The sequence below is a fragment of the Brevibacillus sp. FSL K6-0770 genome, from assembly GCF_038000275.1.
Lineage (GTDB): Bacteria > Bacillota > Bacilli > Brevibacillales > Brevibacillaceae > Brevibacillus > Brevibacillus parabrevis.
The window spans coordinates 1,575,954-1,599,807 of the sequence record NZ_JBBOBQ010000001.1 but is presented as its reverse complement, the minus strand read 5'-3'; the positions used below and the strand labels follow the sequence as shown (position 1 = coordinate 1,599,807).

The following is a 23,854-nucleotide window of genomic DNA, read 5'->3' as shown; positions in this document are numbered from 1 at the left end:
ACCGTTGGCTTCTTCGCCACATGTCGCGACGCCTGTTGCCTGTTGCCTGTTACCATTCGCCCGCTACCCTGTTGCCCTGAAACAGCACCACTCTGCGCTTCGCCCGCCTTGCCACCGCTTCTGCCGAAGAAGCGGCTTCCACTGCCATCAGGCTTGCCTCATCCCCTACCAGCGGCCACAGACGATTGCCCGCATCGTCCAGCGGAATGCGCCCCTCTGTCACGAAGCCGAGGGCCACTCCCAGCGACCGCTCATCCGTCAGGCGAAAACGTTCCGCGAGTCGGCCTGCTTTTTCCAGCAAATCTCCGCTTCCGAACGGCGTCCAGTTGTCTGTCAGGCTGTCGTTGCCGAGCATGACGGCGACGCCTGCTTTGTGCAACAGCGGAATCGGAATCGTCGGGCGGTTGATCGGAACCGTCGATGCGATCGAGATGCCGAGCGTTGCCAGCTGCTGCGCCACCTCTCTCGCCTCCTCCAGCGACACATCTCCCAGCCCGAGCGCGTGACTGATCGTGACACGCCCTTGCCACCCTGCCTCTTCCGTCATCGCTGCGATCCGCTTGATCGTGAAAAGTCCGAGGTGCCCAGGGTCGTGCAGATGCAAGTCGATGTCGGCATCCGCTTCCACAGCCAGCTCCATGATCGTTTGCAGCGAGCGTTCGATATCCTGGTCGACGCCGCCGGGATCGACGCCGCCCACATGCGTCGCTCCTTGGCGCAGCGCCTCTCGCACCGTCTCGCGTGCTTGCGTGCGCAGCATGCCGTAGTTCGGGAAGGCGACAATCTCATGCGACACTTTGTCTGTAAAAGTTTCGAAAGCCCGCAGCATGCTCTCCAAAAAACCGAGGCCGACAGTCGGGTCGACGTGGCAATGCGTGCGCACGTGCGTAACGCCCGTTGCCACCAAAAGCGACAAAATGCTCTCCGCTCCCGCCTGTGCCTGCTTCAAGTACATCGGCAGCAACGTGCGATCCTCCGCGTGCCGTTCAAACAAGTTTTTCACCGGAGTCGTCGCTTTCCACGGCCCGCCGTAATACGTTTTTTCCAAGTGGATGTGCTTTTCCGCCATCGCAGGCAAAATCAACAGACCCTTCGCATCCTTTTTTGGCACTCCGTCCTCCAAAATTTCGCTGGACGGAACGATTCGGGTGATTTTCCCGTTCTCGATAAGCAAATCGCACAGCTCGGTACGCGTTCCTGTGACAACTCCCTGATCCCACTCATACCCGCACTCCAGGCGAGCGTTAATTATCCAGTACGGAGATGCCTTCATTTGCGATCATCCCTTCGTTGTGGTCGCTTCTTCCACTTGTCCGGCGACCTGGCTTCCTTTGAAAAAGACCGCCTGGCGATCTGCCCGCCGCGCGATTGCTTCAGCCGAGCACGACGCTTCCACCAGAACGAGACTCGCTTCTTCTCCGACAGCAGGCCACAGCTGCGTGCCATTCGCATCCAAAGTCGTTTTCCCGCCCGTAATGAAGCGAAGCGACTGGGACAAAGCCAGCTCGTCCAGCCAACGGTTACGCTCCGCCAAGCGCCACAAGCGCTCCAGCACGTCGCCGTTGCCGTACGGCTGCCACGTATCAAAAATGTTGTCGCAGCCAAGCGCCACGTCCACTCCGTTTTGATGCAGCAATGACACAGGCGGGATCGCCCGGCTGAACGGAACGCTGGAAATAATCGTAATGCCCGCTTCCCGCAAGATCGTCGCCATCTCTTCTGCTTCCGGCACCGGAATGTCTCCGAGCGCAAAAGCGTGGCTGATCGCTACGCGGCCTTGCCACCCGGCGTCTACCGTCATGGCTGCAAGCCTTTTCATCGTAAACGTTCCCAAATGTCCCGGGTCGTGCAAATGCAAATCAACCCCGGCGTTCGCCTCGACCGCCAGCTCCATCATCTGGTGCAGCGACTGTTCGAGATCGCCGTCTACCGTTGCCGGGTCTACTCCGCCGACATGTGTCGCGCCCTGGCGCAGCGCCTCACGCAACAGCGGCTGCGCATCCGTCCGCAAAAGCCCGTGCTGCGGGAACGCCACGATCTCATGAGTTACCCGATTCGCATAAGTAGCCAGCGCTGCCTGCACCGATTCCAGATTGGAGATGCCCGCTTCCGGATAAATGTCGACGTGTGTGCGCACGTGTGTGGAACCGTAGGAAAGCAGCACGGACAGCAGGTTTTCCGCCCGCTCCTGCGTAGTCGTCGGCAAGGCTGGCAATGCCCGCTTTTCAATCTCGCAGCGCTCGATAATGTTCGCTACCGGAATGACAGCCCGCCACGGCTCGCCCAAGAGTGTCTTGTCCAGATGCACATGTTTTTCAATGAAGGACGGCAACGCCAAAAGTCCTTTGGCGTCTTTTTGCGGCAAATCGTCCGCAAGCGTCTCCGTCGCCTGTGCAATACGTGCAAATTTTCCGTCTTTTATCAAGATGTGAAACAAGGATGCATCCGTTCCAGCGACGACTCCGTTTTCCCTGCGATAGCCCGTCTCCAAACGAACATTGGTCAGCCAATAGGCAGTGCCCATCCATCATCCATCCTCTCTGGGAAATGTGTATCTATGCCTTCCCTACCCATTATCTAGGAAGGGACGAGCGTTGATTTGCACAATCTTTACGTCTATTTTCACTATTTTTACGACTTGTTCAAATTGCCTTTACTTCATACATTTTTCTGATAACTTTGACGTAAGCAAAGGAGGGGGTCACATCATGAAGGTTGAGTTCGCACCAACCAATCAAGCTCTTCCGTCAAAAGCTGCGGCAGCACGCCCAGGCAGATGGCGGACTTTTTACCGGAAATTGCGCAAAAACAAATTGGCGATGGTAGGCGGGTTTATCGTCTTGTTCTACATCGCAATCGCCCTGTTGGCACCAGTTATCGCTCCGCATGATCCTTACGCGATTGATCTGGTGAACAAGCTCAAGCCGCCATCCGCTGATCACTGGATGGGTACGGACGACAAAGGTCGGGATGTGCTCAGTCGTCTCCTCTACGGAACACGTCTTTCCATATCTGTCGGATTCGTCGCTGTTTTTATCGGCGCTTTCTTCGGAATTATTCTCGGTCTGTTGTCCGGCTACTACGGCAAATGGGTCGACACGATCATCTCCCGTGTCATTGATGTTCTGCTTGCGTTCCCGGGCATCCTGCTCTCGCTGGCTATCGTCAGCGCCCTGGGTCCCAACTTGTTCAACGTCATGGTCGCTGTCGGGGTCTTCTCGATTCCGGTGTTTGCCCGGATCGTCCGCGGTTCTACCTTGACGGTGAAAAAGCTGGAATACATCGACGCGATTCGCTCGCTCGGCGCCAACGACTTCACGATCATTTTCAAGCACATTTTCCCAAATATTTTGTCTCCTATTATCGTGCAAGCAACGATGCGTCTCGCGACAGCGATTTTGTCCGCTGCCGGTCTGTCGTTCCTTGGGCTCGGCGCACAGCCTCCCCTGCCAGAATGGGGCGCCATGCTGAGCAACGGACGCGACTTTTTGTTCACCGCTCCTTATTTGGCCATGTTCCCTGGCCTGGCGATTTCTACGCTCGTACTCGGCTTCAACATTTTCGGAGACGGCCTGCGGGACGCTCTGGACCCAAGAATGAAACAATAGGAGGGAAGGCTTCATGTTTGTCTACATTGTTCGTCGCCTGTTACAGATGATTCCCGTCCTGCTCGGTGTCATTCTGGTTGTGTTCTTGATCATGCAAATGGTTCCCGGCGATCCGGCTGTCCTGCTCGCTGGTGAAGGTGCTTCTGCAGAAACGATTGCCAAAATTCGCACACAGCTCGGGCTCGACCAGCCTGTCATGGTGCAATACTTCCATTATGTAACGGACGTCATGACCGGAGATTTGGGTACGTCCCTGCGCTCCAACCTGCCTGTCTTCGACGAAATCATGGCTCGCCTGCCAGCAACGATCGAGCTTGCCATTGCCAGTATTTTTGTCACCGTCGTACTCGGAATGGTCGCGGGGATCATCTCGGCTACCAAGCAGTATTCCGCGGCTGACATCACGATCATGATCGTCGCCCTGCTCGGCGTCTCGCTGCCAAGCTTCTGGCTCGGTTTGAGCCTGATCTACTACTTCTCGGTCAAACTGCAATGGTTCCCGGTCGCTGGCTGGGGCACGTGGAAACACATGGTTTTGCCCGCGATCACGCTCGGAACAGCCGGGGCTGCCATCGTAGCGCGGATGACCCGCTCCAGCATGCTCGACGTCGTACGCCAGGACTACATCCGCACAGCGCGGGCAAAAGGCTTGCGTGAACAAGTGATCGTTTACAAGCACGCGTTGAAAAACGCCCTGATCCCGATTATCACCGTTGTCGGCTTGCAGTTCGGGTTCCTGTTGGGCGGTACGGTTCTCGTCGAATCCGTCTTTGCCATCAACGGTTTGGGCCGTCTGATCGTCGACGCGATCCGCATGCGCGATTTGCCTGTCGTCCAGGGCGGCGTACTGATCGCTTCCGTCATCTTCGTGTTCGTCAACCTGCTCGTCGACGTACTGTATCGCTACTTCAATAAACGAATCGATCTGAACTAAGGAGGGAGCACCATGCCAGGACAACAAGAAAAAATACTGGACGTTCGCAACCTGCAAACGCACTTTTTCACAGATGATGGCGTCAGTAAAGCCGTGGATGGCGTTGATTTCTCCCTGAACAAAGGAGAAACGCTCGGTCTGGTAGGCGAATCCGGCTGTGGAAAAAGTATCACCTCGCTTTCGATCTTGCGTTTGATTGCCAGCCCTCCGGGAAAAATTGTAGGAGGAGAAATTTTGTTCAAAGGGCAAGACCTGATTGCCAAATCAGAAGCCGAGATGCGCAAAATTCGCGGTAACGAAATCTCGATGATTTTTCAGGAGCCGATGACATCGCTCAACCCGGTGTACACGGTCGGCGAGCAAATCGCCGAGGTGCTGCGTCTGCACCAGAACATGGGCCGCAAAGAAGCGTGGGAAAAAGCGGTCGACATGCTGCGCCTCGTCGGCATCCCTTCCCCGGAAAAACGCGCGACCCAGGAGCCGCACGAGTTGTCCGGCGGGATGCGTCAGCGCGTCATGATCGCGATGGCACTCGCTTGCCGCCCGGAAATTCTCATCGCGGATGAGCCGACGACCGCGCTCGACGTGACGATCCAGGCGCAAATTTTGGAGCTGATGAAAAAGCTGCAGGCCGAAATGGGCATGAGCATTATCATGATTACCCACGATCTCGGCGTCGTCGCAGAGACGTGCGACCGCGTCGCTGTCATGTACGCCGGAAAAGTCGTCGAGTACACGACCGCCAAAAACTTGTTCGAAAATCCGAAGCACCCGTATACGATCGGTCTGATGAACTCCCTCCCCCGTCTGGACGAGGATGTGGAAGAGTTGGTGGCGATCAAGGGCAACGTTCCAAGCCCCTTCAACATGCCGACTGGCTGCCGCTTCGCCCCGCGCTGCCCGCATGCCACTGAACTGTGCCACTCCAAGCTGCCCGAGCTTTTGACAAGCGACGACGGAAGCAAGGTACGCTGCTGGATGTACACGCCTGAATGGGATGGCGCCAGCAAGACTGCTACAGAAATGGGGGTATGACGTCATGATGATGACAGCCGATCAAACGAAAAAACCACTGCTCGAAGTCCAAAACCTCAAGCAGCACTTCCCGATCAAAGGCGGCATCTTGGGCCGCACCGTCAATCACGTCAAAGCGGTTGACGATGTCAGCTTCACGATTTTTGAAGGCGAAACGCTCAGCATCGTAGGCGAATCCGGCTGCGGAAAATCGACCACCGGACGCGCCATCCTTCGCCTCGATGAACCGACAAGCGGCTCGGTGTTTTTCGAAGGAAAAGACTTGCTCGCCATGTCCAAATCGCAAATGCGCAGCATGCGCAAAGACTTGCAGGTCATCTTCCAGGACCCGTTCGCATCGCTGAATCCGCGTCAGTCCGTGGCGCAAATTCTCGGCGAAGCACTGGCGATCCAAAACATCGTCCCTGCCAATCAGCGCCGGGAGCGCATCATTGAACTGCTCAGCCACGTCGGTCTGCGCCCGGATCAAATCGATCGTTTTCCGCACGAATTTAGCGGCGGGCAGCGGCAGCGGATCGGGATTGCCCGCGCTCTGGCGATGCAGCCCAAGCTGATCATTTGCGACGAAGCGGTGTCTGCTCTCGACGTTTCGATTCAGGCACAAGTGCTGAATCTGTTGAAATCCCTGCAAAAAGAGTTCAAGCTGACCTACTTGTTCATCTCGCATGACCTTGGCGTCGTTCGCCACATTTCTGATCGCGTGATGGTGATGTATCTCGGCAAAGTCGTGGAAATCGCCGACAAGAAGTCGCTGTTCGACAGTCCGCAGCATCCGTATACACAGGCGCTTTTGTCCGCGATTCCGGTCCCGGACGTCAGCAAAAAGCAAGAACGGATCATCCTGCGCGGAGACGTGCCTTCGCCGATCAATCCACCGCAAGGCTGCCGCTTCCATACGCGCTGCCCGCTCGCGGTCGAGCGCTGCAAGACAGAAGTTCCGGCTCTGACCAACGTACACAGCACGCATCAGGTTGCCTGCCACCTCGTGCCGTAAGAGACATTAAAATTTTCTAAAAAAGCAAGCGAGCCTCAAGCGGCATGATATGATGGTAACTGCAAAATCAAAGACGACCATACAGAAGGGATCTCATGATAAGCTTCGAAGGTTTCACTCTGCTCATTCTGTTGTTCATTTTGGCTCCTATTATAGGAGCTATTGCTTTATTGTTTTTGTTCATTTTTGAAAAGCGCATCGACCTGCTGGAAAACAAAAATGTGAAGATCGAGCTGGAAAAGGAGCTTCAGCAAGCGCTCTACAATCAGCTGAACCAGCAAATCCAGCCGCACTTCCTGTTTAATACATTGAATGTCATCCTCAGCCTGGCACGGCTCAACCGGACAAAAGAGCTGGTGAGGGCTCTCGAAGTCCTCTCCCAGTTTCTCAAATTCAAGTACAAATCGACGGAGCCGTTGATTTCACTCGCCCGGGAGATTCAATACACCGAGCAGTACCTGGAGATTCAAAAGCTCCGCTTCGGCCACCGACTGCACATTACTCTCGAATGCGCGGACGATTTGCTCACCGCCTCGATCCCTCCGTTCGTGCTGCAAACGCTCGTGGAAAATGCGTTCAAACACGGGCTGGAGCGCAAGATGGGCGACGCTGTTTTGCAAATCCACATCAGCCGCCAAGCAGACGATGTCTTGCTCGTCGTCGCAGACAACGGCTCTGTTGACCTCGCCGCCTTCGAGCATGAGAATGGAACAGACAGCGAAGCCGAACAGCCGCATGAGAAGAGCGGCCACGGCTTGGACAACATCCGGCGCCGCCTTCACCTTTGCTTTGGTGATCACGCACAATTACAGCTAGAAAGCTCATCTGAGGGAGGAACGCGTGTGATTGTTCAATGGCCGTGTATTTTTGAACATGTTGATGTGAGGTGAACAAGATGAACGTACTACTCGTGGATGACGAACCGTTGGAGCTGGACCAGCTGGAATACTTGATCCAGCCCATGTTCCCCTTGTGGAATTTGTACAAGGCCGCTGACGGCAGCCAAGCCATGGCGATCAGCCAGAAGGTGCCTCTTCATCTCGCCTTTCTGGACATCAATTTGCCGGGGAAATCCGGGCTGGCGCTCGGCGAGGAGCTGCGTGCCCAGCATAAAGAGATCGAACTGATCATCGTGACCGCTTACCAAGATTTTCATTACGCCAAACAATCCATCCGCCTCGGTGTCGTCGATTACATCACGAAGCCTGTCATCGAGAGCGAGCTGGTCGAGATTTTGAACAAATACCAGAAAAGTCCTGCCTTGTCCGCCTACACCCGGATTATTTCCGATGCGATGAACATCATCCACCAGAAATTTGCCGAAAAGCTCAACCTGGCTGACCTCGCGGCAGAGGTGCACATCAATCCGACTTATCTCAGTCGACGGTTTCATGAGGAAGTCGGCGTTTCGTTTTCCGAGTACCTGATGCAATACCGGATTCAGATGTCCAAAAAATTTCTGATCGGCCATCCGGAATGGAGCATCTCGACCGTAGCGGAGCGCACAGGCTTCAACAGCCAGCACTATTTCAGCACCATCTTCCGCAAGGTGGTCGGGAAAACTCCCAAAGAATATCGGGACAAGGGGAATGTATTTTGACGTATTTATCCTTTCGCGAGTACGTGCTGGGCGCAGCCAAAATCGGGATCGGACTCGGAGCCGTCTCCATTCTTGCCCGCTGGGTGACTGGCAACACCATTTTTGGCTCACCAGAGGCGCTCGTCAAATACGGCATCTTCGGCGGGATCGGCTTCGCCTTGATGGGGGCAGTCGCCCTCTGCTTCTTCGGTTTGCTCGGCCGCCGGGTGCGCCGGGAATTTTCCGAAGGCATGACCATCGGCGATTACTTGCAGGGCAAGCTGCACCCTTTTGGCTACTGGCTGATGATTATTTTGTTGCTGCTGACGACGATCGAAGCGATGTTTGTCCAAGGGATGGCTGGCGGCGTTTTGCTGAACATTTTGTTCGGCTTGCCTATCCCGCTCGGTCTGCTCTGTTTTTTTGTGTTCTCCGTCCTGTTTGCCGGCATCGGTGGAATCCGCTCGATCCACCGCTTTGCCATCGTGCAGATTGTGATTACATTTGCTGCGGCGATTCTCATTCCGGTTTACTTTTTCATCGGAAAAGGCGTCGAGCACGTCTACAACGGCTTGCGGCTGTACCATCCGTATTTGCTCGTGGCAAGCAACAAGGAAGGGCTGTTGTTTATCGTCACGGGGCTGTTGATCGGCTTCGGACAAGTTTTTTCCGACCAGGCTTCCTGGCAGCGGCTGTATATGATGGAAGAGAAAAAAATCGTCCCGACCTTTTTGCTGTCCGGACTGATTTTCGCCACGGTGCCGCTGGCCTTTTCGTCGCTAATCATCATCGTCATTTTCACGGGCGGCTTTGACGACATCTACTCGCTCATGTTCGACCTCGTCCGCAAAATCGATTCGATGTTTTTGCTTGTCCTGTTCGTCCTGTGCTCCTTCGGTGCGATCATGTCCGCATTCGGAGCCGGGCTGCATTCCATGATCAGCCTGATGGTCAACAACGTCTATCAGCTGTTCCGCCCGCGTGCAACCGAACGGCAAAAAATTCGCACGGGCTACATGCTCGCCATCATGATTGGCGCGGTGTCTTTTGGTCTGACGAGCTATTTCAAGCCGACCTTGCTCGACTTGCTGTTTTTCTTCGGCATCATCTACGCCTCCCTGATTTTGCCCTTGATCGTCATCGTCTGGTCGCGGGGGAAGGCATCCAATTTCATTTTGATCAGCGCTGTGGTAGGACAGGCAGCAGGGTACGTCAGCAGAGCGTTTGTCGATCCGATGAAAGCGATCTGGATCGCTTCTTTTGCTACGGCCTTCTTCCTGGTAGGCTACCTGAGCATCGCCTGGCTGTGGAGGCGCTACTTCCGCACGGCGTAACGCCTGCAAGCCCTTACGCTGCTGGTGCTGGCTGGCGCTGATCGCACAGGAAGGAACGAATGTCATGCTGCGATCTTACTTGCTGCTCATTTTTTGCGTCACCGCCTGGGGCAGCAATTTTGTCTTTGGCAAAATGCTGGTGGCGGAATTTTCGCCGCTGTTTTTGTCTGTCATGCGTCTGCTGTTCATCGCGCTGTTTTTGTTGATCTGGGCAAAAGGACGACTGACGATTCCGAAGCTGTCACGGCGCGACTGGCTTTTGGTTGCGACTCTCGGCATTGTCGGCGTCGGGATTAACCAGTGGTCGTTTTACAAAGGGCTGGTGACGGCTGATCCCACTACTTCGTCGCTGATTTTGGCTTTGACTCCGGTAACGACTGCGCTGCTCGCCGCCCTGTTTTTAAAAGAAGCGCTGACATGGCGGATGGGGCTTGGCGCTGTCATCGGTACGGCTGGTGTTCTGTTCGTCATTTACACAGGGGCGGAGCTGCACTTTGACGTCGGCATTCTCTGGATCGTGCTGACGATGCTGACATTTGCCGTCTCGATCATTCTCGTCCGCATGCTCGGCCACCGACTGCCTTCGCTCGTGACCACGCTTTTTTCCAACCTGATCGGATTCGGCGCGCTGCTGCCGTTCGTCTTCGCCAGCTTGCCGCAAGTTGCCTACAGCACGCAGTTGTCTTCGTGGATTTTGTTGTTTGTGACCGCTGTCATCATGCACGGCATCGTCACCTTGATCTGGAACAGCCAGCTGCAAAAAGTCGGAGCGGCCAAAGCCGCGATGTTTTCCAATCTGGAGCCGTTTATCGCCATGCTGTTCGGCTTTTTCCTGTTGGCGAAGCCCGTCACGCTCATTCAACTGTTTGGAGCGCTCCTGATCATCGCAGGCGTTACGCTAACCACCACTTCCAAAGAGCCGCGCGATCATAAGTCCGCTTCGCCTGTTTCTTCGTGACGTTTTCATTTCATACAAAAACAGTCGGAATTATGGTTGAGTTTTACAAAAGCAGAGATTATACTAGACAGTACATGCAAAGATCGAGGAGGGCTGTTCATGTCTACGGTTAAGCTGTCCCAATGGGAGACGATGCTTCTGGAAGCCGCTCGTGCCCATGGATTTGTCGATGAAGAAATCATTCACAGGCTGAGAACGGGCGATTCGGAGCCTTTCGCTGATGTGGAAGGCGGCAAATACGATTTCTCTCCCCTCTTTGAACTGTACCAAAACGATTCTGCTGCGCTGGAACAAGCCATTCGCGACGGCTATCAAATCAAGTTCACGACGATAAACGGGATCAAGTTCCTGTTGAATAAGCGCTATCAGCTGCTGGCCGAGCAAGATTATGAGGTAGAGGAAACGGCACTGAGCCAGGTTCGCTTGTCAGTTGAAGCGCTCGACTGGATGCGCAAGACGATCTCCAGAAACTGGCGAGTCGTCGAGCAGGAAAAGCTCGCGGGCGGCAAGGAAACGGTGGTCCGATTCGAGCTGGCTGCTTCCTGAATGCGAAAAGAGCACTTTCCACGCGGGAGAGTGCTCTTTCTTTTTCACATTTTACACGCTAAAAGGAGAACGGCTATGAATGAACAAAGCTGCATACGCGCCATCCAGGATGTCTATCCTGATTTCATTGTCCACTCTCTCGTTCGCAATGAGATCGGACAAAACAACGATGTGTGGATCGTCAACGGCGCGTACGTATTTCGCTTTCCCAAGTACGCGCTGGGCATTCGCCAGTTGAAAAAAGAGACAGCCATTTTGCAAGCGGTCCAGGATAGCGTTTCCCTGCCGATCCCCGCTCCGGTCTACCGTTCCTTCGTGCCGGAGGAGCCTGGAAAAGTCTTCACTGGCTACCCGCTGCTACGCGGAGAGCCGTTTACGCGTGAAGCGTTTGCGCAAGCAGCCCGTCACAATCAGCTCCCTGCCATCGCGGCCCAGCTCGGGCGATTTCTGTACGAGCTGCACTCTTTTCCGTATGAACAGCGGCTCCCTGAGCTTGTTTCCGACTCGGTTGGCATGGCAGACGAGCTGACGGAGCTTTACGACCGAATCGTCTCCCGGCTGTTCCCGGCCATGCGCGAGTCGGCCAAACAGGAGATTGCTGAACGATTTGAGACGTATTTGGCTGATCCTGCCCACTTTGCGTTTGCGCCGCGGCTCATTCATGGCGACTTCGGCACGACCAACATTTTGTACGACGCGCAAAAACAGCGGATCACAGGCATCATTGACTTCGGCGGAGCAGGCATCGGCGACGCGGCTTACGATTTCGCCGGACTCGCCGCGAGCTATGGCGAGAACTTTTTGTCCTGCCTGTCACCGTGGTACCCCGATCTGGATTCCGTCCTCGTCCGCATGCGCTTTTATCGCAGCACGTTTGCCTTGCAGGAAGCATTGTTCGGCATCGAGCAAGGGGATGAACAGGCGTATCGGGCGGGGATGCGGGACTATGTGTAGCGTCTTCATCCTTTCACGGCTCCTTGCGTCAGCCCCTCCACCAGGTACTTTTGGCAAAAGGCAAACAACAGCATCGTCGGGATGACAGACAGAACAGTAGCTGCCGACATCGCTCCCCACTCGATGTCGTACTTTTTGATGAAAGCGTTCATGGCGACCGGGATCGTCTTGACCGACTCTTCATCGATGAACAAAACGGCCATGATCAGCTCGTTCCAGCATTGCACGAAGGCAAAAATGAACGTGGCTGCGATACCGGGGAGCATGATCGGCACGATTACGCGAAACAACGCGCTGATCCGGGAACAGCCATCCATCATGGCCGCCTCTTCCAACGCGTTCGGGATGCGTTGAAAAAAGCCGGACATGATGATCGTGCAAAACGGAATCAGCATGACGGTGTAAATCAGGATTAAAGAAAACAGACTGTTCAAAATATGCATTTTCGACATCATGACATAGAGCGGCGCCATCCCGATGAAGATCGGAATCATCTGCGTGACGAGAAAGCCGAACATGACCTCTCTTTTGCCCCGAAACGAAAAGCGGGCCAGAACGTACCCGCCAAGCATGGCGATCACGACGACAAGCGCCGAAGCGAACAGCGATACGAGAAAGCTGTTCCAGATATAGACCTGAAAATGCGAGATGCGAAAAATCTCCACATAATTGAGCAACGTCACCTCATCGGGCCAGTAGCGGATCGGCAACGAGAAAATTTCTTTTTGCCCTTTGAGCGACGTGATGACAATCCAGTACAACGGAAAAATCGCAAAGGCCAAAAATCCGCCCAAGACAACTACCCGCGCTGTTTGCCACCATATGTGATCGCGCTGCATCTAGAAATCCCCTCCCTTCTCCATGCGGGTCGCCTTGACGTAAAACACGGTGAACACCAGAAGGAGCAAGACAATGATGACCCCTACAGCCGAGGCTTGCCCGTAATCCTGTCCGAAAATGACTTTATCGATCATATACGTGGCGAAGATGTGAGTCGAGCCTGCCGGACCGCCATTGGTCATCGCGTAAATGATGTCGGGAAAATTCAAGATCCAAATGACCCGAAGAAGAATCGTCACCAGCATCGTCGGCAAAATGTAGGGCAAGGTCACGCTCCAAAACTGCTGGATGCGCCCCGCGCCGTCCATCGCTGCCGCCTCGTACAGCTCCTCCGGGATCGATTGCAGGGCAGCCAAAATCATGATGGCAAAAAAAGCGACACCGTACCAAATGTTTGCGATGATCACGGCCGCAAGCGCCCATTTTCCATCGGCCAAAAACGGGATCGGGGCAGCGATCAACCCGCTTTTCACCAGCAAGTCATTAATGACGCCAAATTGCGCATTGAACATCCACCGCCAGATCAATCCGATCAAAAACCCGGACATCGCCCACGGAAAAAACACAAACGCCTGATAGATGCCTCTCCCCCGGAAACGGCGGCGCATGAACAACGCCAAGGCAAAGCCGAACAGCAACTGGAAGAACAGCGAGACAGCCACCCAGTAAAAGCTGTTCAACGCCACACGGGGAAACTCCGGGCTGGTCAGGACAGCGAAGAAGTTGTCCAAGCCGATGAAGCGCACATCCAGCAAATTAAACAACGTGTAGTTTTGGAAGGACATGATGATGCCGCGCAGCAGCGGATAGTAAGTAAAAATGCCGACAAACAATACCGCTGGCAGCAAGCAAAGGCAGATGAAAGCTCCTTCCTTGGACAGGCGAAACGGCTTTTTCGGTGGCGAAACGAATGGTTCTTTCGTTACAACGATGGGCTTCTCTGTTTGCAAGACCGTTCCCTCCTCGTCTATTTGCGCTCAGCCCGCTCTTTTGTCCAATACTCGTCCCACTTTTTCAGCAAGTCTTCCGCAGAGAGCTGATCGAGCAAATAGCTCTGGATTTCCTTGTCTGCCGCGCTTTGCCACGCTCCCCAGCCTTTGTAGTCGACAGGTCTGGATACATCGATGAATGTTTGCGGCTGCTGGTTCATCTCAATGAACGGCTGGAAGTATCCGGTTTTGTAAAACTCGTCTTCCGCTGCGCTTTTTACCACAGGAATGACAGACGTTTTCTTGGCGAAGTGGGTGCTTTGCTCGGGGTCAGAGAGAAATTCGATCAGCTTCCATGCTTCCGCTTTATGCTTGGAGTATGCTGTCATGCCCCAGCCTGGTCCGCCTACCACTTGCTGGGCTACACCTGATGGCCCAATCGGCAAAGGGGCGGTTGCCCATGTTCCTTCCTGCATTTTTTCCTTGGCTCCATCGATGACATCGGGGTCTTGGATCAGCATGGCCGTCGAACCTGCCACGAAGCCTTGCACCATCTCCTGGAAGCCCCAGCTTACCGAATCGGGCGGCGATATTTCTTTGTACAGCTGCTTGTAGTAGCGCATTGCCTCCAAGGACTCCGGCGTAGAAAAAAGCGTCCGGCCGTCTTTCAGGAAAAAAGCAGAGGACGGATCGACCTCGGTGCCGTTGTAGGCCCACATCGCAATCAAGGCGTAGTCCCACCCGGTAGGGCCTCCCCGGAAGCTGTACCCGTAACGGTTTTTGGCCGGGTCGGTCATTTTTTTGCCCGCGGCCAACAGCTCAGCCCACGTCTTGGGCGCTTCGATGCCCGCTTCCTTGAACCAGTCCGCCCGATAGTACAGGACGCGCTGATACAAGCCGTTCGGAATATAGTAAGGGGTGTTGTCGACCCAAGTGGCGCGGCGTTTCGCCACATCGGTCAGCTGGTCGTAATTGCTCCATTTTTCCGTGTAGGGCTTCAGATTTTCAATAAAGCCGTTCATCGAGAACTGCTTCGCATTGAACTCACGGACCTCCAGCACATCAAGCTCTTCTTTTGCCATCAGCATTTGCGTAATTTTTTGATCGGCCCCCTCGAAAGGCGGGGAGATCAGGTCTACCTTGATGCCCGGGTTTTTCGCTTCAAACTGGGTCAGCATTTCCTTCAGAAGCGCTGTGCGCTGCGGACTGGTAATGCTCTCGACCATCTTCAGCCTGACTTCTTGTCCAGCTTGCTCTTTCGCGCCATCTGGCTGCGCTTGGCCGGAATTGGCGGCGGGCTGACTACACCCAACCAGCAATGCCGTGGCGATACTCACTTGGAGTGCCGCAAATATCCAGGATCGAACTCCCATACACGAACCCCCTCTACTTTTGGAAGACAGTTCGTATTATAGTAAATATTCAGAATTATTAGTTTTAAAATTTTTACCAATATTTTCACTTTCTTTACTCTTTTTCGCTGCAAAGCAAACAGCCCGTTCCACGACTTACTTCTCCCGTGAAACAGGCTTGCGAATGCAGCTTTTGCAAAAGACTATTCGACGCGTTGCAGCATCCTCATCCCGAGCAGCACAGCCCAGGCTCGGCGATCCGCCTTGAAGAAAAAGCGCAGCGGCAGCTCGCTGTCTGTAAAGATCAATGTATCGCTTGCGGCAGCGCGCAGGGCAAACTCGGTGCCTGCCACATCGGCGACGGGCACGCCCTCCCTGACGAAAAGCCGCAGGTGCCCGCCTTCTGCGCAAGCGTACGTCCCGACAAGCTTGTCCAGCTCCTCGCCGTCGATCTGATACAGCGGCGCGTCTGGCTCCTTGTGGGCAAGCGGCAAGCCCAGCGCCGCGTTTACCGCTGCCAGCCATACTTTGCGGATTGGCACGTTTTCCATGTTGGACAGCACGACACAAACCAGACCTTTTTCTGGCACAAAACCGAAATTGGACGACACGCCTGGCTGCCCTCCCCCGTGCTCGACCAGCGTGACCCCCGCGTAGTCCGTTGTCGTCTTGAGCGCATATCCGTACCAGGCGTCTTTCGTCAGCCGATGGGCGGGCTGCCACATCGGCGCAAGTCCTTTGGCGGGCACGATTTCCTGCTGTTGATCGGGTCCTCCGCCTACGTACAGGCTTCCGTACGCAAGCAAATCCTCCACGCTGGAACGAATGCCGCCGCCAACCTCGTAGTTGCCGAGCGTTGGCCAGGCAACCTTTGTCATCTGCTGGTTTGCCCCTCGCCGCGCATACGGGGTAGAGACATTGGACAGACGCGCGACTTCCTCCAGGCTGAACGTAGAGCGGTGCATGCCAAGCGGCTCCAGCAGCCGTTCCGTCATATAACGGCGGTACAGACGGCCCGTCACTCGCTCGATGATCGCCCCAAGCAGCAGGAACATGTCATTGGCGTAGCTGAAATACTGTCCCGGCTCGCCCAGCGCGGCAAATTCCACGTGAGCCAAATAATCGAGATGCTCGTGAAACTGGATCAGCTCTTCTTTGCGCAGCAGCGGCGGAACGCCGGAGGTATGGGACAGGAGATGGCGAATCTGGATTTTGCCCGCATCGCAGCCTGTCAGTCGGAACGACGGCAAGTATTTGTTGACCGGATCATCCAGCGACAGCTTTCCTTCGTGAACAAGCTGCATGATCGCCGCTGCCGTAAACGACTTGGTGACGGAAGCGATGCCGAAAACCGTTTCGGGCGTAACAGGCTCTTTTGTATCCAGATCGCGCACGCCAAACCCTTTGGCATAGATCGTTTGTCCGTGAAGAGACAGCGCCACGGCAAGGCCAGGGACGCTGTGCTCTTCCATGAAAGTTTCTATGTAATGCGCAAGCTCTGTCGTTTGCAGTCGCTCCATAGCCGTCCTCCATATTGTTGGGATAAATGAGATCGTTCTTGCTGAAGCCGACCTTTTTACAAAAGCGGGGTCGGCAGCGCGTGCACCGTGCGCCCTTTTCTGCCATTCGTCGTGACTGCCTGGGACAGCGAGTTGTAGATCGCTTCCTCCGTCGCCTCTGCCGCCGCCGCAAACAGCTCGTTCATGATCGGGTGATCCTCGCGAAGCTGTACGCGCGTCTCGATATGCGCGTCTGTGTTGTGCGGAATTTTCTGTGCGGTGGAAAAGGCAATGACGATGTCGCCGCTCCCGTGCCCGAAGTGACTTCCCGTACGCCCCAGCCCGATTCCTGCCCGCTTGGCGACGCGCAGCAACTGCCGATCGCTCAGCGGCGCGTCCGTAGCCAGTACCATGATGATCGAACCGTCCTCTTTGCGCTCGGTTGCCTGTTTGTCCGTTTCTGTTTCGTCGGCGTTGGTATTGCTGTTGGCAAACAGCCGGTGGCCCAAAAAGTCGTCCTTGCTGCCAAAATTGGACAGCACCAGCGAACCGAGCGTGTACTTCTGCCCATCCGCCGCCACGACCCGTGAAGACGAACCGATTCCGCCTTTGTAGCCAAAAGCGATCATGCCCGTTCCTGCTCCGACCGCTCCTTCCTCTACCGCTTGCTCCGAAGCGTTTTCAATCGCCGCCACTGCGTCTTCCGGCCGTACCACGCATCGGCGGATGGAGTTGAGATGCCCGTCGTTGCACTCGCCGACCACGATGTTGACCGTTCCTGTCGTATCGCCGATTTCTTCGTTGGTAGCCAGCATGTATTGCAAGGTGCCCTGTGTGACAGCTGGCACCGAAAACGTGTTGGTCAGCATGATCGGCGATTCCAGCACCCCCAGCTCGTTTACTTGCACAAGCCCGGTCGTCTTGCCGAAGCCGTTGATGACGTAGCTTGCAGCGGTCACCTTTTCGCGGAACAGACTCCCTCCGTGCGGCAAAATCGCCGTCACTCCTGTACATGCGCACTCCCCGTCTGCCAACTCGTGCTGAATCGTCACATGCCCCACGCGGACACCTGCCACGTCTGTCAGATCGTTTTTTTCGCCTGTAGGCAGCTTGCCGACGGCAGCTCCCCATTCGCGAATTTTTCCTCTGTTCTTTTCAGTGCGGTCCATGGTTACTCCTCCTTGCGCTTTTTTGCTTACACTGGACGGTTGCGCAAAAAGTTTTCGTAGGCGAACCCGCGCACTTCATCCTCTTTGTATCGTTTGAGCAGTTCATTGATCAAATTTTGGCTCATGCCCGCATGCTCCAGTCCGACGACTTTGGCAGAAATCCCGTCGAAATCGGAGCCTAGCCCGATGTGGCGTACTCCGCCGAGCGAGCAAAAATGGTCGATATGCCGGATCAGATCGTCGATTGTCGGCGGTGTCGACTCGTTAATGAACATCGTGCAGTAGACGACGTGGACGTTGGCTCCTTTGGCAAACATCGCCTTGGCCTGCTCATCGGACAGGTTGCGGGGATGGCCGCAAATCGCCTGCGCATTGGAATGGCTCGCGATCGGGTATTTTGCCAGCTCCAGCGTCTCCCAGAAGCTGCGCTCACACAAATGCGAAACATCTGTCAAAATTTTTCGTTCATTGTGAAACTGGATCAGCTCTTTGCCAAACGCGGTCAGCCCGCCCTTCCGTTCTTCCAGCACTCCATCAGCCGCCAAGTTCGCCAAGTTCCAGGTAAGCCCAACAGAACGCACGCCCAGCTGGTACAAAATGTGCAGCTTTTTCAAGTCGTTGCCGATCGGCTCGACCCCTTCGAGTGTCAACATGGCTCCGATCTCACCGTCGCCGAGCTTGTCCAGATCGCTCCAGTCGCGAATCTGTTTCATTTCCGGGTGTTTGCCGAGCACTTCGGCGTAAAAGTAATGAATCTGATCCAGCGCGCACTGGAACCGGCTTTCCGACGGCAGATCGGGTGGCGTGAAAATCGCGTAGCTTTGCACCTTTACTCCGCCTTCGTGCAGTCTGTTTCTGTTCACATCGAGCTTGTCGGAATCGGTGAAGGAGATGCTGCCCTTTTCCTCCCACAGCTTCAACAGCGCATCGCAATGCAAATCGATAATCGGCATTCCCATCATTCCCTGCATTCCCATCATTCCTCGCTCTATTTTCTCTGGTCGAACTCTACCTAATTCTCTCATTTTACGGTAATGTATTTTTAAGTGCGATTCCAATGAATTTTTGCTATAGGCATCTTCAAAATTTTGCATAATGGAGCCTACCCCTATGAATATGGAACAACTGGAAGCGTTTATCTTTGTTGCCTTGACCGGGAGTTTCAGCAAAACAGCAGACCTGTTGTACCTTTCCCAGCCGACCGTCAGCATGCGGATCAAAGCGCTGGAAACCTCGATGGGCTGCAAGCTGTTTCAACGCACCGGACATACGATCTCGCTGACCAAAGAAGGCGACTTGTTTTTGCCCTACGCGAAAAATATCATGAACACACTGCAAGAAGGCCAACAGGCGATTCAGCGGTCGCAAGGCGACGTGGAAGGCGAGCTGACCATTTCGACCGTATTCGTTTCGGCCTTCTACATCTTGCCGGATCTCGTGGAACAGTTTCAGCAGCTGTACCCGAAAATCAAGCTGACGATCCTCACGGGACATTCTCATCAGGTGCTCGATATGGTGCTCAACCACGAGGTTTCGTTCGGCATCGCCAGGGCGGTCAACCACCCGCAGATCAACCGGATTCAGCTCATGTCCGACGACATGGTGCTGGCGATTTACCCTGAGCATTCGTTTGCCTATCGCCATCAGGTGTCGATCGAAGAGGTGGCGCGCGAACGGCTGATTTTGTTCAACCGCGGCTCTTTGGACTGGAAGCTGATCAACAACGCGTTCAGCCATTTTCAACTGCAAAACAACGTGGTCATGGAAGCGGACAACATCGAGGTCGTCAAGCGGATGGTGAAGCAGCGGCTTGGCATCGCCTTTTTGCCGCGCTTTGCGATCAGCAAGGATTTGAGTGACGGGGAGTTGAAGGAAGTAGATGTCCTCAACCTGCCGCAAATCAACCGCAATTTTGAGCTGATTTACTTGAAAGACACGCCTGTGAACGGAATCATGCGGACGTTTATCGATTTTTTGATGCAAAACAAGGCGTTGCAGTGAGGGATATACCGTTGGCAAAAGGCTTCGGCACGTTTTTTGTGCGCGAGGCTTTTTCTTTTTGGGTGGCTTCGGTTGAATGGGGAGCGCTTGGGCTGACTCTCTGTAGTTTGCGTCATCGGCACTTCCGCCGTGACAAGGTAAAATCGAAACCATGATTAAGGTTTTTCTTGAAGTCGGTTGCGTCATACAACGCATCTATAAAAAAGGATTGTCTACTTCCCGCACTGAATTTCCCCCTGATCAACCATCACGAAGCTCATCCAGAAATTTCCTCCTCCGCTTAACTTTCAACAAACAAACTCCGACCAAAGCCAAACGCTGGCCGAGGAAACAGGAGAAACAAGCGGCAGGGCTTTCGGACTCCCCCCAGCCGGAGGCGAAAAAGGAAAACGGCTTTTAAGCGGCAACGTGAGCACACTTCTTCGAACACACTGCTTTTGCCGCGGTTTTCCTTTTTCACCGCAGGCGGCCAGTCTAGGCTTCTCCGCAAGAGGCCAGGTGCCCTGCGGCGGTTTCTCCTGTTTCCTCCCTTCGCTGCAGCACCGATCAACAGCTGCACTAAAATTTCAGTTCCTGATCAACCACCACAAACCTCATCCAAAATTTTCTCCTCCAATTAACTTTCAACAAATAAACAAACTCCGACCAAAGCCAAACGCTGGCCGAGGAAACAGGAGAAACAAGCGGCAGGGCTTTCGGACTCCTCCAGTCTCCCCTTCTCCGCAAGAGGCCAGGTGCCCTGCGGCGGTTTCTCCTGTTTCCTCCCCTATGTCGCCACCGTCCTTTTAACCACCTGCTTCCGCCCGCCGAGCCTGCTGATCGACCAGAGCAGACAACCGATGATGAACAGCATCACGATCAACCCAACCGTAAAATTGCCAAAAACATCCACAGTCAACCCAATCAGCATCGGCCCAAGACAGCCGAGCATGTAGCCGCCGCATTGCATTGCCGCTGACCAGGAAGTCGCTTCCGCAGCGCTCTCCGCTTCCTGAATCGGGATCAAAAGCGCCAGCGGGAACAGACCGCCTGCCCCGATTCCGAGAAACACGGTCGCCAACCACGGCGACAGGTGAGCGAGCAGCAAAGCGACGCCGATCAGCTCGGACAGGGCACAGATGACGAGCCACAGATTGCGTTTGCCCGTGCGGCTGACGATGACCGGGACGAAAAAGCTGACGGGAATCTGGATGATCGTAAACAACGTCAGAACGAGTCCCGACTGCTCGTGGCTGATTCCTGCCGATTGCACGAGCGGCGCCAGCCAGGCGGTAATCATGTAAAACATCGATGACATGCAACCGAAAAACACCATGCTGCTGCCCATTCGCCCATTTTTCACCCGCAAGGAAGGCCGTGTCAGCTCCGATTTCGCCGCTTTTTCTTTCGTCAGCGGAAGCAGCAGCCCCGCCGCAATCACCGCCAAGCCTGCCCAGACGCACAGCGCATATTGCCACGACTGGTGCAGCCCTTCAAAAATCGGAATCGACAAGCTCGAAGCGACCGCCGCCCCGATGACCAGCGATACGGAGTAGATGCTCGTAGCACCCGGCCTGCCAGGAAAATGCTTTTTGATAAAGCCTGACAAAAGCGGGCCCGCGATGCCGATGCCAATTCCGGAAATCAGGGCAGTCGCCAGCAGGCTGACACTGTCGTTGACCGCCGCCCGAAACGCCGTAGCCGCAAAAATCATCACCATAGAGACAAACAACGCTCGCTCCAGCCCAAAACGCTGGCTAAGCGTGATCGACAAAAGCGCAAACAGCCCCATGCACAAGACCGGAAGCGTCGTAATCAGGCTGGCGGTCACGCCGCTCATGCCCAAATCCTTTTGAATGATGTCAAGCAACGGTCCTACAGACGTAATGGACGGCCGCAAGTTCAGCGACAGAAAAAACACGACGAAACCCAAATAAAAAAACTTCACGCAAGCACTTCCTTCCTCAGTCCTTGAATGAAGTGTAAATGCCGGATTATAATAGATCAATTCTATTTTTTCTATACAAACAATAGTTACAGACTATGTATAAAGGAGCGGAAGCGATGGAATTTCGCCAGCTGCAATACTTTCTCATGCTGTGCAACGAACTGCATTTTTCCGAAGCCGCCTACAAGCTCGGCATCACCCAGCCGACATTGAGCCAGCAAATCCGCGTTCTGGAAGACGAAGTCGGCGTCCCCCTGTTCGACCGCATCGGGAAAAAAACGGTAAAGACAGAAGCCGGAGAAATTTTGGAGTATCACGCCAGACAAATCGCGCAGCAGCTTGAAAATGCGAAAACAGCCATCGCAGACTTGACCCGCCTGCATGCCAGCCACTTGCGCATTGCCGTACTGCCCTCCGACCTGGACTATCGGCTCACCTCTTTGCTCATCGACTTTCATAAGCAATTCCCGCAAACCAAAGTGCAAGTGTTTCCTTCCATCGACATCGTCAACCAGGTATTAAACATTGAAGTCGACCTGGGTGTCGGTCTGTCCATGCCCGCCGTGCCTGCCGACCAGCGCTTGACCCGCATCCCGTTTTACACGGAAACGTACAGTCTCTACGTCCATGCCGACCACCCGCTTGCCGAGAACGAATTTGTGTCTGCCGACGATTTGCGCACCATCCCGTTTGTCATGTATCCGAAAGGCTTTTACGGCAGAGATTTGATCGACAGATGGGGGCTGGAATACGGGCTGACCGTTGAGACGATCATGGAAACAGGCTCTGCCACCTCTCTGCTCCAACTCGTTCACGCCGGAATCGGAGCCACGATCCAGCCCAGCCGCCTGATCGAAAGCTTCCCCTCGCTCAACATTCGCGCGATCGAGATCAAAGATTCGCCGATCCGGGAAATGGTGATCATGTATCGCAACGACAAGTACATGAGTGTGGCTGCCAAAGCGTTTATCCATAAGCTGGAGACGTCTTTTCGCACCTTTCGTTAACAAACGCAGGCGGACTGCTTGTTCATCAACGAACTTCAGACGACACACACTTTTGAAAAATGGCTCGGCTCGCCCTCCCGCTGGTTCGAACACCAGCCGAAAAGGACATCCTAAGTGGTAGCTTCGCTATCCCACAAAAAGCCAAACACAAGGAGAGCCTTCAATGCATCAGCCAGCCATCATCCATTTCACCGACAAGGACCTCGACGGAGAATCGTGCGCCATCCTGAGCCGAATCGCCTATGCCGACCAGGAAGTCCTCGTCCGCGGCGTATCTCCGTATACCGTCAGCCAGGAGATCGAGACGTTTATCGAGCAGGAGCTTGCCCCCGGAATGTCCGTTGTCATTACCGATGTCAGCGTCAACGAAAAAGCCGCCGCCCTGATTCAAAAACAGGTCGCGCGCGGGCATTCGTTCGTCCTGATCGACCACCACCCGACAGCGCTGCCGCTGTCAGCCAAGTACGACTGGGCGAATGTCGTGGTAGAGGAGGCGGGGAAAAAGCCCTCGGCCACAAGCCTTTACTACGACTACTTGATCCAAAAGGGCGCGCTTGCGCCTACCGACGTGCTCTCCCACTACGTAGAGCTGGTTCGCGCTTTTGACACGTGGGACTGGGAGACGAGCGGCAACGACCAGGCGCATCAGTTGAACCTGTTGTTTTACTTGGCAGAACGGGAGACTTTTGCCGATCAAGTAATCGGACGATTGCGCGGGGAAGGCGACGACACGGATCAGTTTGTGTTCACGGAATGGGAGTCGATCCTGATCTATGCGGAGGAACGCAAAATCGCTGCCTACGAGCAAAAAAAGCTGCGGCAAATGAAGCGGCTTCCGGTCGACATCGACCTGGACAAGCCGAAGCAGTACACAGTCGGGGTCGTCTTTTTGGAGCAATACCACTCTACGACGGGAAGCTTTTTGTGCAAAAGCGACGAGACAATCGACTTTGTCGCCATGCTCGATCCGGGAAAAGGCCGGATCAGCCTGCGCACGAACCGCGATGACGTCGATCTCTCTGTGATCGCCGCCCATTACGGCGGTGGCGGACATCCAAAAGCGGCGGGCTGCTCGTTCACAGGGCTGACGTTGAAAACGTTCGTCTACCCAGCCCTGCGCGTCCATTAAACGCAAAAAATCCCCTCCGGTCATCCACGTCCGTCCCAAGCTGTTACGAGACGAACGCG

The 23,854-nt window shown here is 54.7% G+C and carries 22 protein-coding genes; 13 read left to right on the top strand and 9 right to left on the bottom strand.

The window, feature by feature from the left end; genetic code table 11:
• Nucleotides 1-49 precede the first annotated feature (49 nt).
• Together NST23_RS07880 and NST23_RS07875 are read right to left on the bottom strand one after the other, a co-directional pair.
• Entirely contained in the window at nt 50-1,273 is a 1,224-nt protein-coding gene (locus NST23_RS07880; RefSeq protein WP_340963483.1) for an amidohydrolase, read from the bottom strand.
• A gap of 6 nt (nt 1,274-1,279) precedes the next feature.
• Nucleotides 1,280-2,524 carry an amidohydrolase gene (locus NST23_RS07875; protein ID WP_173596192.1) on the bottom strand — a complete coding sequence of 415 codons (1,245 nt, stop codon included), beginning with the start codon at nt 2,522-2,524 and terminating at the stop codon, nt 1,280-1,282.
• 184 nt (nt 2,525-2,708) lie between these two features.
• On the opposite strand from NST23_RS07875, the gene NST23_RS07870 reads away from it, so the two are divergent.
• The 10 genes from NST23_RS07870 (at nt 2,709) to NST23_RS07825 (ending at nt 11,942) form a co-directional block, all read left to right on the top strand.
• Complete coding sequence (locus NST23_RS07870) at nt 2,709-3,608, top strand: ABC transporter permease (RefSeq protein ID WP_340963480.1); 900 nt, start codon at nt 2,709-2,711, stop codon at nt 3,606-3,608.
• 13 nt (nt 3,609-3,621) lie between these two features.
• Entirely contained in the window at nt 3,622-4,542 is a 921-nt protein-coding gene (gene nikB, locus NST23_RS07865; protein WP_122963096.1) for a nickel ABC transporter permease, read from the top strand.
• Between the two features lie 12 nt (nt 4,543-4,554).
• Entirely contained in the window at nt 4,555-5,577 is a 1,023-nt protein-coding gene (locus NST23_RS07860) for an ABC transporter ATP-binding protein (protein WP_122963095.1), read from the top strand.
• A gap of 4 nt (nt 5,578-5,581) precedes the next feature.
• Nucleotides 5,582-6,571 carry an ABC transporter ATP-binding protein gene (locus NST23_RS07855; RefSeq protein ID WP_122963094.1) on the top strand — a complete coding sequence of 330 codons (990 nt, stop codon included), beginning with the start codon at nt 5,582-5,584 and terminating at the stop codon, nt 6,569-6,571.
• Between the two features lie 170 nt (nt 6,572-6,741).
• Nucleotides 6,742-7,461: a sensor histidine kinase gene (locus tag NST23_RS07850; protein WP_229049852.1), complete on the top strand. Its 720-nt coding sequence runs from the start codon at nt 6,742-6,744 to the stop codon at nt 7,459-7,461.
• A gap of 5 nt (nt 7,462-7,466) precedes the next feature.
• The gene (locus NST23_RS07845) at nt 7,467-8,171 is read left to right on the top strand and encodes a response regulator transcription factor (RefSeq protein ID WP_122963092.1); all 705 of its coding nucleotides are present in this window, start codon (nt 7,467-7,469) and stop codon (nt 8,169-8,171) included.
• A complete protein-coding gene (locus NST23_RS07840) occupies nt 8,168-9,484 on the top strand; it encodes a sodium:solute symporter family transporter (RefSeq protein WP_063228656.1) in 1,317 nt (438 codons plus the stop codon). Before NST23_RS07845 ends, NST23_RS07840 begins: the two co-directional genes overlap by 4 nt.
• A gap of 64 nt (nt 9,485-9,548) precedes the next feature.
• Entirely contained in the window at nt 9,549-10,442 is an 894-nt protein-coding gene (locus NST23_RS07835; RefSeq protein WP_340963478.1) for a DMT family transporter, read from the top strand.
• A gap of 99 nt (nt 10,443-10,541) precedes the next feature.
• Entirely contained in the window at nt 10,542-10,988 is a 447-nt protein-coding gene (locus NST23_RS07830) for a hypothetical protein (RefSeq protein WP_122963089.1), read from the top strand.
• A gap of 75 nt (nt 10,989-11,063) precedes the next feature.
• Nucleotides 11,064-11,942: a phosphotransferase family protein gene (locus NST23_RS07825; RefSeq protein WP_274875059.1), complete on the top strand. Its 879-nt coding sequence runs from the start codon at nt 11,064-11,066 to the stop codon at nt 11,940-11,942.
• A 5-nt stretch (nt 11,943-11,947) separates the two neighbouring features.
• Here NST23_RS07825 and NST23_RS07820 read toward each other — a convergent pair whose 3' ends face one another.
• From NST23_RS07820 to NST23_RS07795, 6 genes are all read right to left on the bottom strand, one after another.
• Nucleotides 11,948-12,781 (bottom strand): carbohydrate ABC transporter permease, encoded by an 834-nt coding sequence (locus NST23_RS07820; protein ID WP_122963087.1) that lies wholly within the window; start codon nt 12,779-12,781, stop codon nt 11,948-11,950.
• A complete protein-coding gene (locus NST23_RS07815; RefSeq protein ID WP_122963086.1) occupies nt 12,782-13,732 on the bottom strand; it encodes a carbohydrate ABC transporter permease in 951 nt (316 codons plus the stop codon). It lies immediately after the preceding gene.
• Nucleotides 13,733-13,749: 17 nt separating this feature from the next.
• Nucleotides 13,750-14,898: an ABC transporter substrate-binding protein gene (locus NST23_RS07810; protein ID WP_373926306.1), complete on the bottom strand. Its 1,149-nt coding sequence runs from the start codon at nt 14,896-14,898 to the stop codon at nt 13,750-13,752.
• A gap of 368 nt (nt 14,899-15,266) precedes the next feature.
• Nucleotides 15,267-16,583: a serine hydrolase domain-containing protein gene (locus NST23_RS07805; protein ID WP_122963084.1), complete on the bottom strand. Its 1,317-nt coding sequence runs from the start codon at nt 16,581-16,583 to the stop codon at nt 15,267-15,269.
• Nucleotides 16,584-16,639: 56 nt separating this feature from the next.
• On the bottom strand, nt 16,640-17,731 hold the full coding sequence (locus tag NST23_RS07800; RefSeq protein ID WP_242772179.1) for a DmpA family aminopeptidase: 1,092 nt from the start codon (nt 17,729-17,731) through the stop codon (nt 16,640-16,642).
• 26 nt (nt 17,732-17,757) lie between these two features.
• Entirely contained in the window at nt 17,758-18,693 is a 936-nt protein-coding gene (locus NST23_RS07795; protein ID WP_242775327.1) for a dipeptidase, read from the bottom strand.
• A 148-nt stretch (nt 18,694-18,841) separates the two neighbouring features.
• Between NST23_RS07795 and NST23_RS07790 the strand changes: the two genes are divergently transcribed.
• Nucleotides 18,842-19,732: a LysR family transcriptional regulator gene (locus NST23_RS07790; RefSeq protein WP_173596184.1), complete on the top strand. Its 891-nt coding sequence runs from the start codon at nt 18,842-18,844 to the stop codon at nt 19,730-19,732.
• Nucleotides 19,733-20,498: 766 nt separating this feature from the next.
• On the opposite strand, the gene NST23_RS07785 is transcribed toward NST23_RS07790, so the two are convergent.
• Nucleotides 20,499-21,659, bottom strand: a complete 1,161-nt coding sequence (locus NST23_RS07785; RefSeq protein WP_122963081.1) for an MFS transporter — start codon at nt 21,657-21,659, stop codon at nt 20,499-20,501.
• Nucleotides 21,660-21,775: 116 nt separating this feature from the next.
• Between NST23_RS07785 and NST23_RS07780 the strand changes: the two genes are divergently transcribed.
• Entirely contained in the window at nt 21,776-22,666 is an 891-nt protein-coding gene (locus NST23_RS07780; protein ID WP_173598374.1) for a LysR family transcriptional regulator, read from the top strand.
• 163 nt (nt 22,667-22,829) lie between these two features.
• Entirely contained in the window at nt 22,830-23,795 is a 966-nt protein-coding gene (locus tag NST23_RS07775) for a DHH family phosphoesterase (RefSeq protein WP_287103221.1), read from the top strand.
• The last annotated feature ends 59 nt before the right edge of the window (nt 23,796-23,854 follow it).

Coding starts and splice junctions, on each gene's coding strand:
- NST23_RS07880 (WP_340963483.1), bottom strand. CDS start 1,273: ATGAAGGCATCTCCGTACTGGATAATTAACGCTCGCCTGGAGTGCGGG.
- NST23_RS07875 (WP_173596192.1), bottom strand. CDS start 2,524: ATGGGCACTGCCTATTGGCTGACCAATGTTCGTTTGGAGACGGGCTAT.
- NST23_RS07870 (WP_340963480.1), top strand. CDS start 2,709: ATGAAGGTTGAGTTCGCACCAACCAATCAAGCTCTTCCGTCAAAAGCT.
- nikB (WP_122963096.1), top strand. CDS start 3,622: ATGTTTGTCTACATTGTTCGTCGCCTGTTACAGATGATTCCCGTCCTG.
- NST23_RS07860 (WP_122963095.1), top strand. CDS start 4,555: ATGCCAGGACAACAAGAAAAAATACTGGACGTTCGCAACCTGCAAACG.
- NST23_RS07855 (WP_122963094.1), top strand. CDS start 5,582: ATGATGATGACAGCCGATCAAACGAAAAAACCACTGCTCGAAGTCCAA.
- NST23_RS07845 (WP_122963092.1), top strand. CDS start 7,467: ATGAACGTACTACTCGTGGATGACGAACCGTTGGAGCTGGACCAGCTG.
- NST23_RS07835 (WP_340963478.1), top strand. CDS start 9,549: ATGCTGCGATCTTACTTGCTGCTCATTTTTTGCGTCACCGCCTGGGGC.
- NST23_RS07830 (WP_122963089.1), top strand. CDS start 10,542: ATGTCTACGGTTAAGCTGTCCCAATGGGAGACGATGCTTCTGGAAGCC.
- NST23_RS07825 (WP_274875059.1), top strand. CDS start 11,064: ATGAATGAACAAAGCTGCATACGCGCCATCCAGGATGTCTATCCTGAT.
- NST23_RS07820 (WP_122963087.1), bottom strand. CDS start 12,781: ATGCAGCGCGATCACATATGGTGGCAAACAGCGCGGGTAGTTGTCTTG.
- NST23_RS07805 (WP_122963084.1), bottom strand. CDS start 16,583: ATGGAGCGACTGCAAACGACAGAGCTTGCGCATTACATAGAAACTTTC.
- NST23_RS07800 (WP_242772179.1), bottom strand. CDS start 17,731: ATGGACCGCACTGAAAAGAACAGAGGAAAAATTCGCGAATGGGGAGCT.
- NST23_RS07795 (WP_242775327.1), bottom strand. CDS start 18,693: ATGATGGGAATGCCGATTATCGATTTGCATTGCGATGCGCTGTTGAAG.
- NST23_RS07790 (WP_173596184.1), top strand. CDS start 18,842: ATGAATATGGAACAACTGGAAGCGTTTATCTTTGTTGCCTTGACCGGG.
- NST23_RS07780 (WP_173598374.1), top strand. CDS start 21,776: ATGGAATTTCGCCAGCTGCAATACTTTCTCATGCTGTGCAACGAACTG.
- NST23_RS07775 (WP_287103221.1), top strand. CDS start 22,830: ATGCATCAGCCAGCCATCATCCATTTCACCGACAAGGACCTCGACGGA.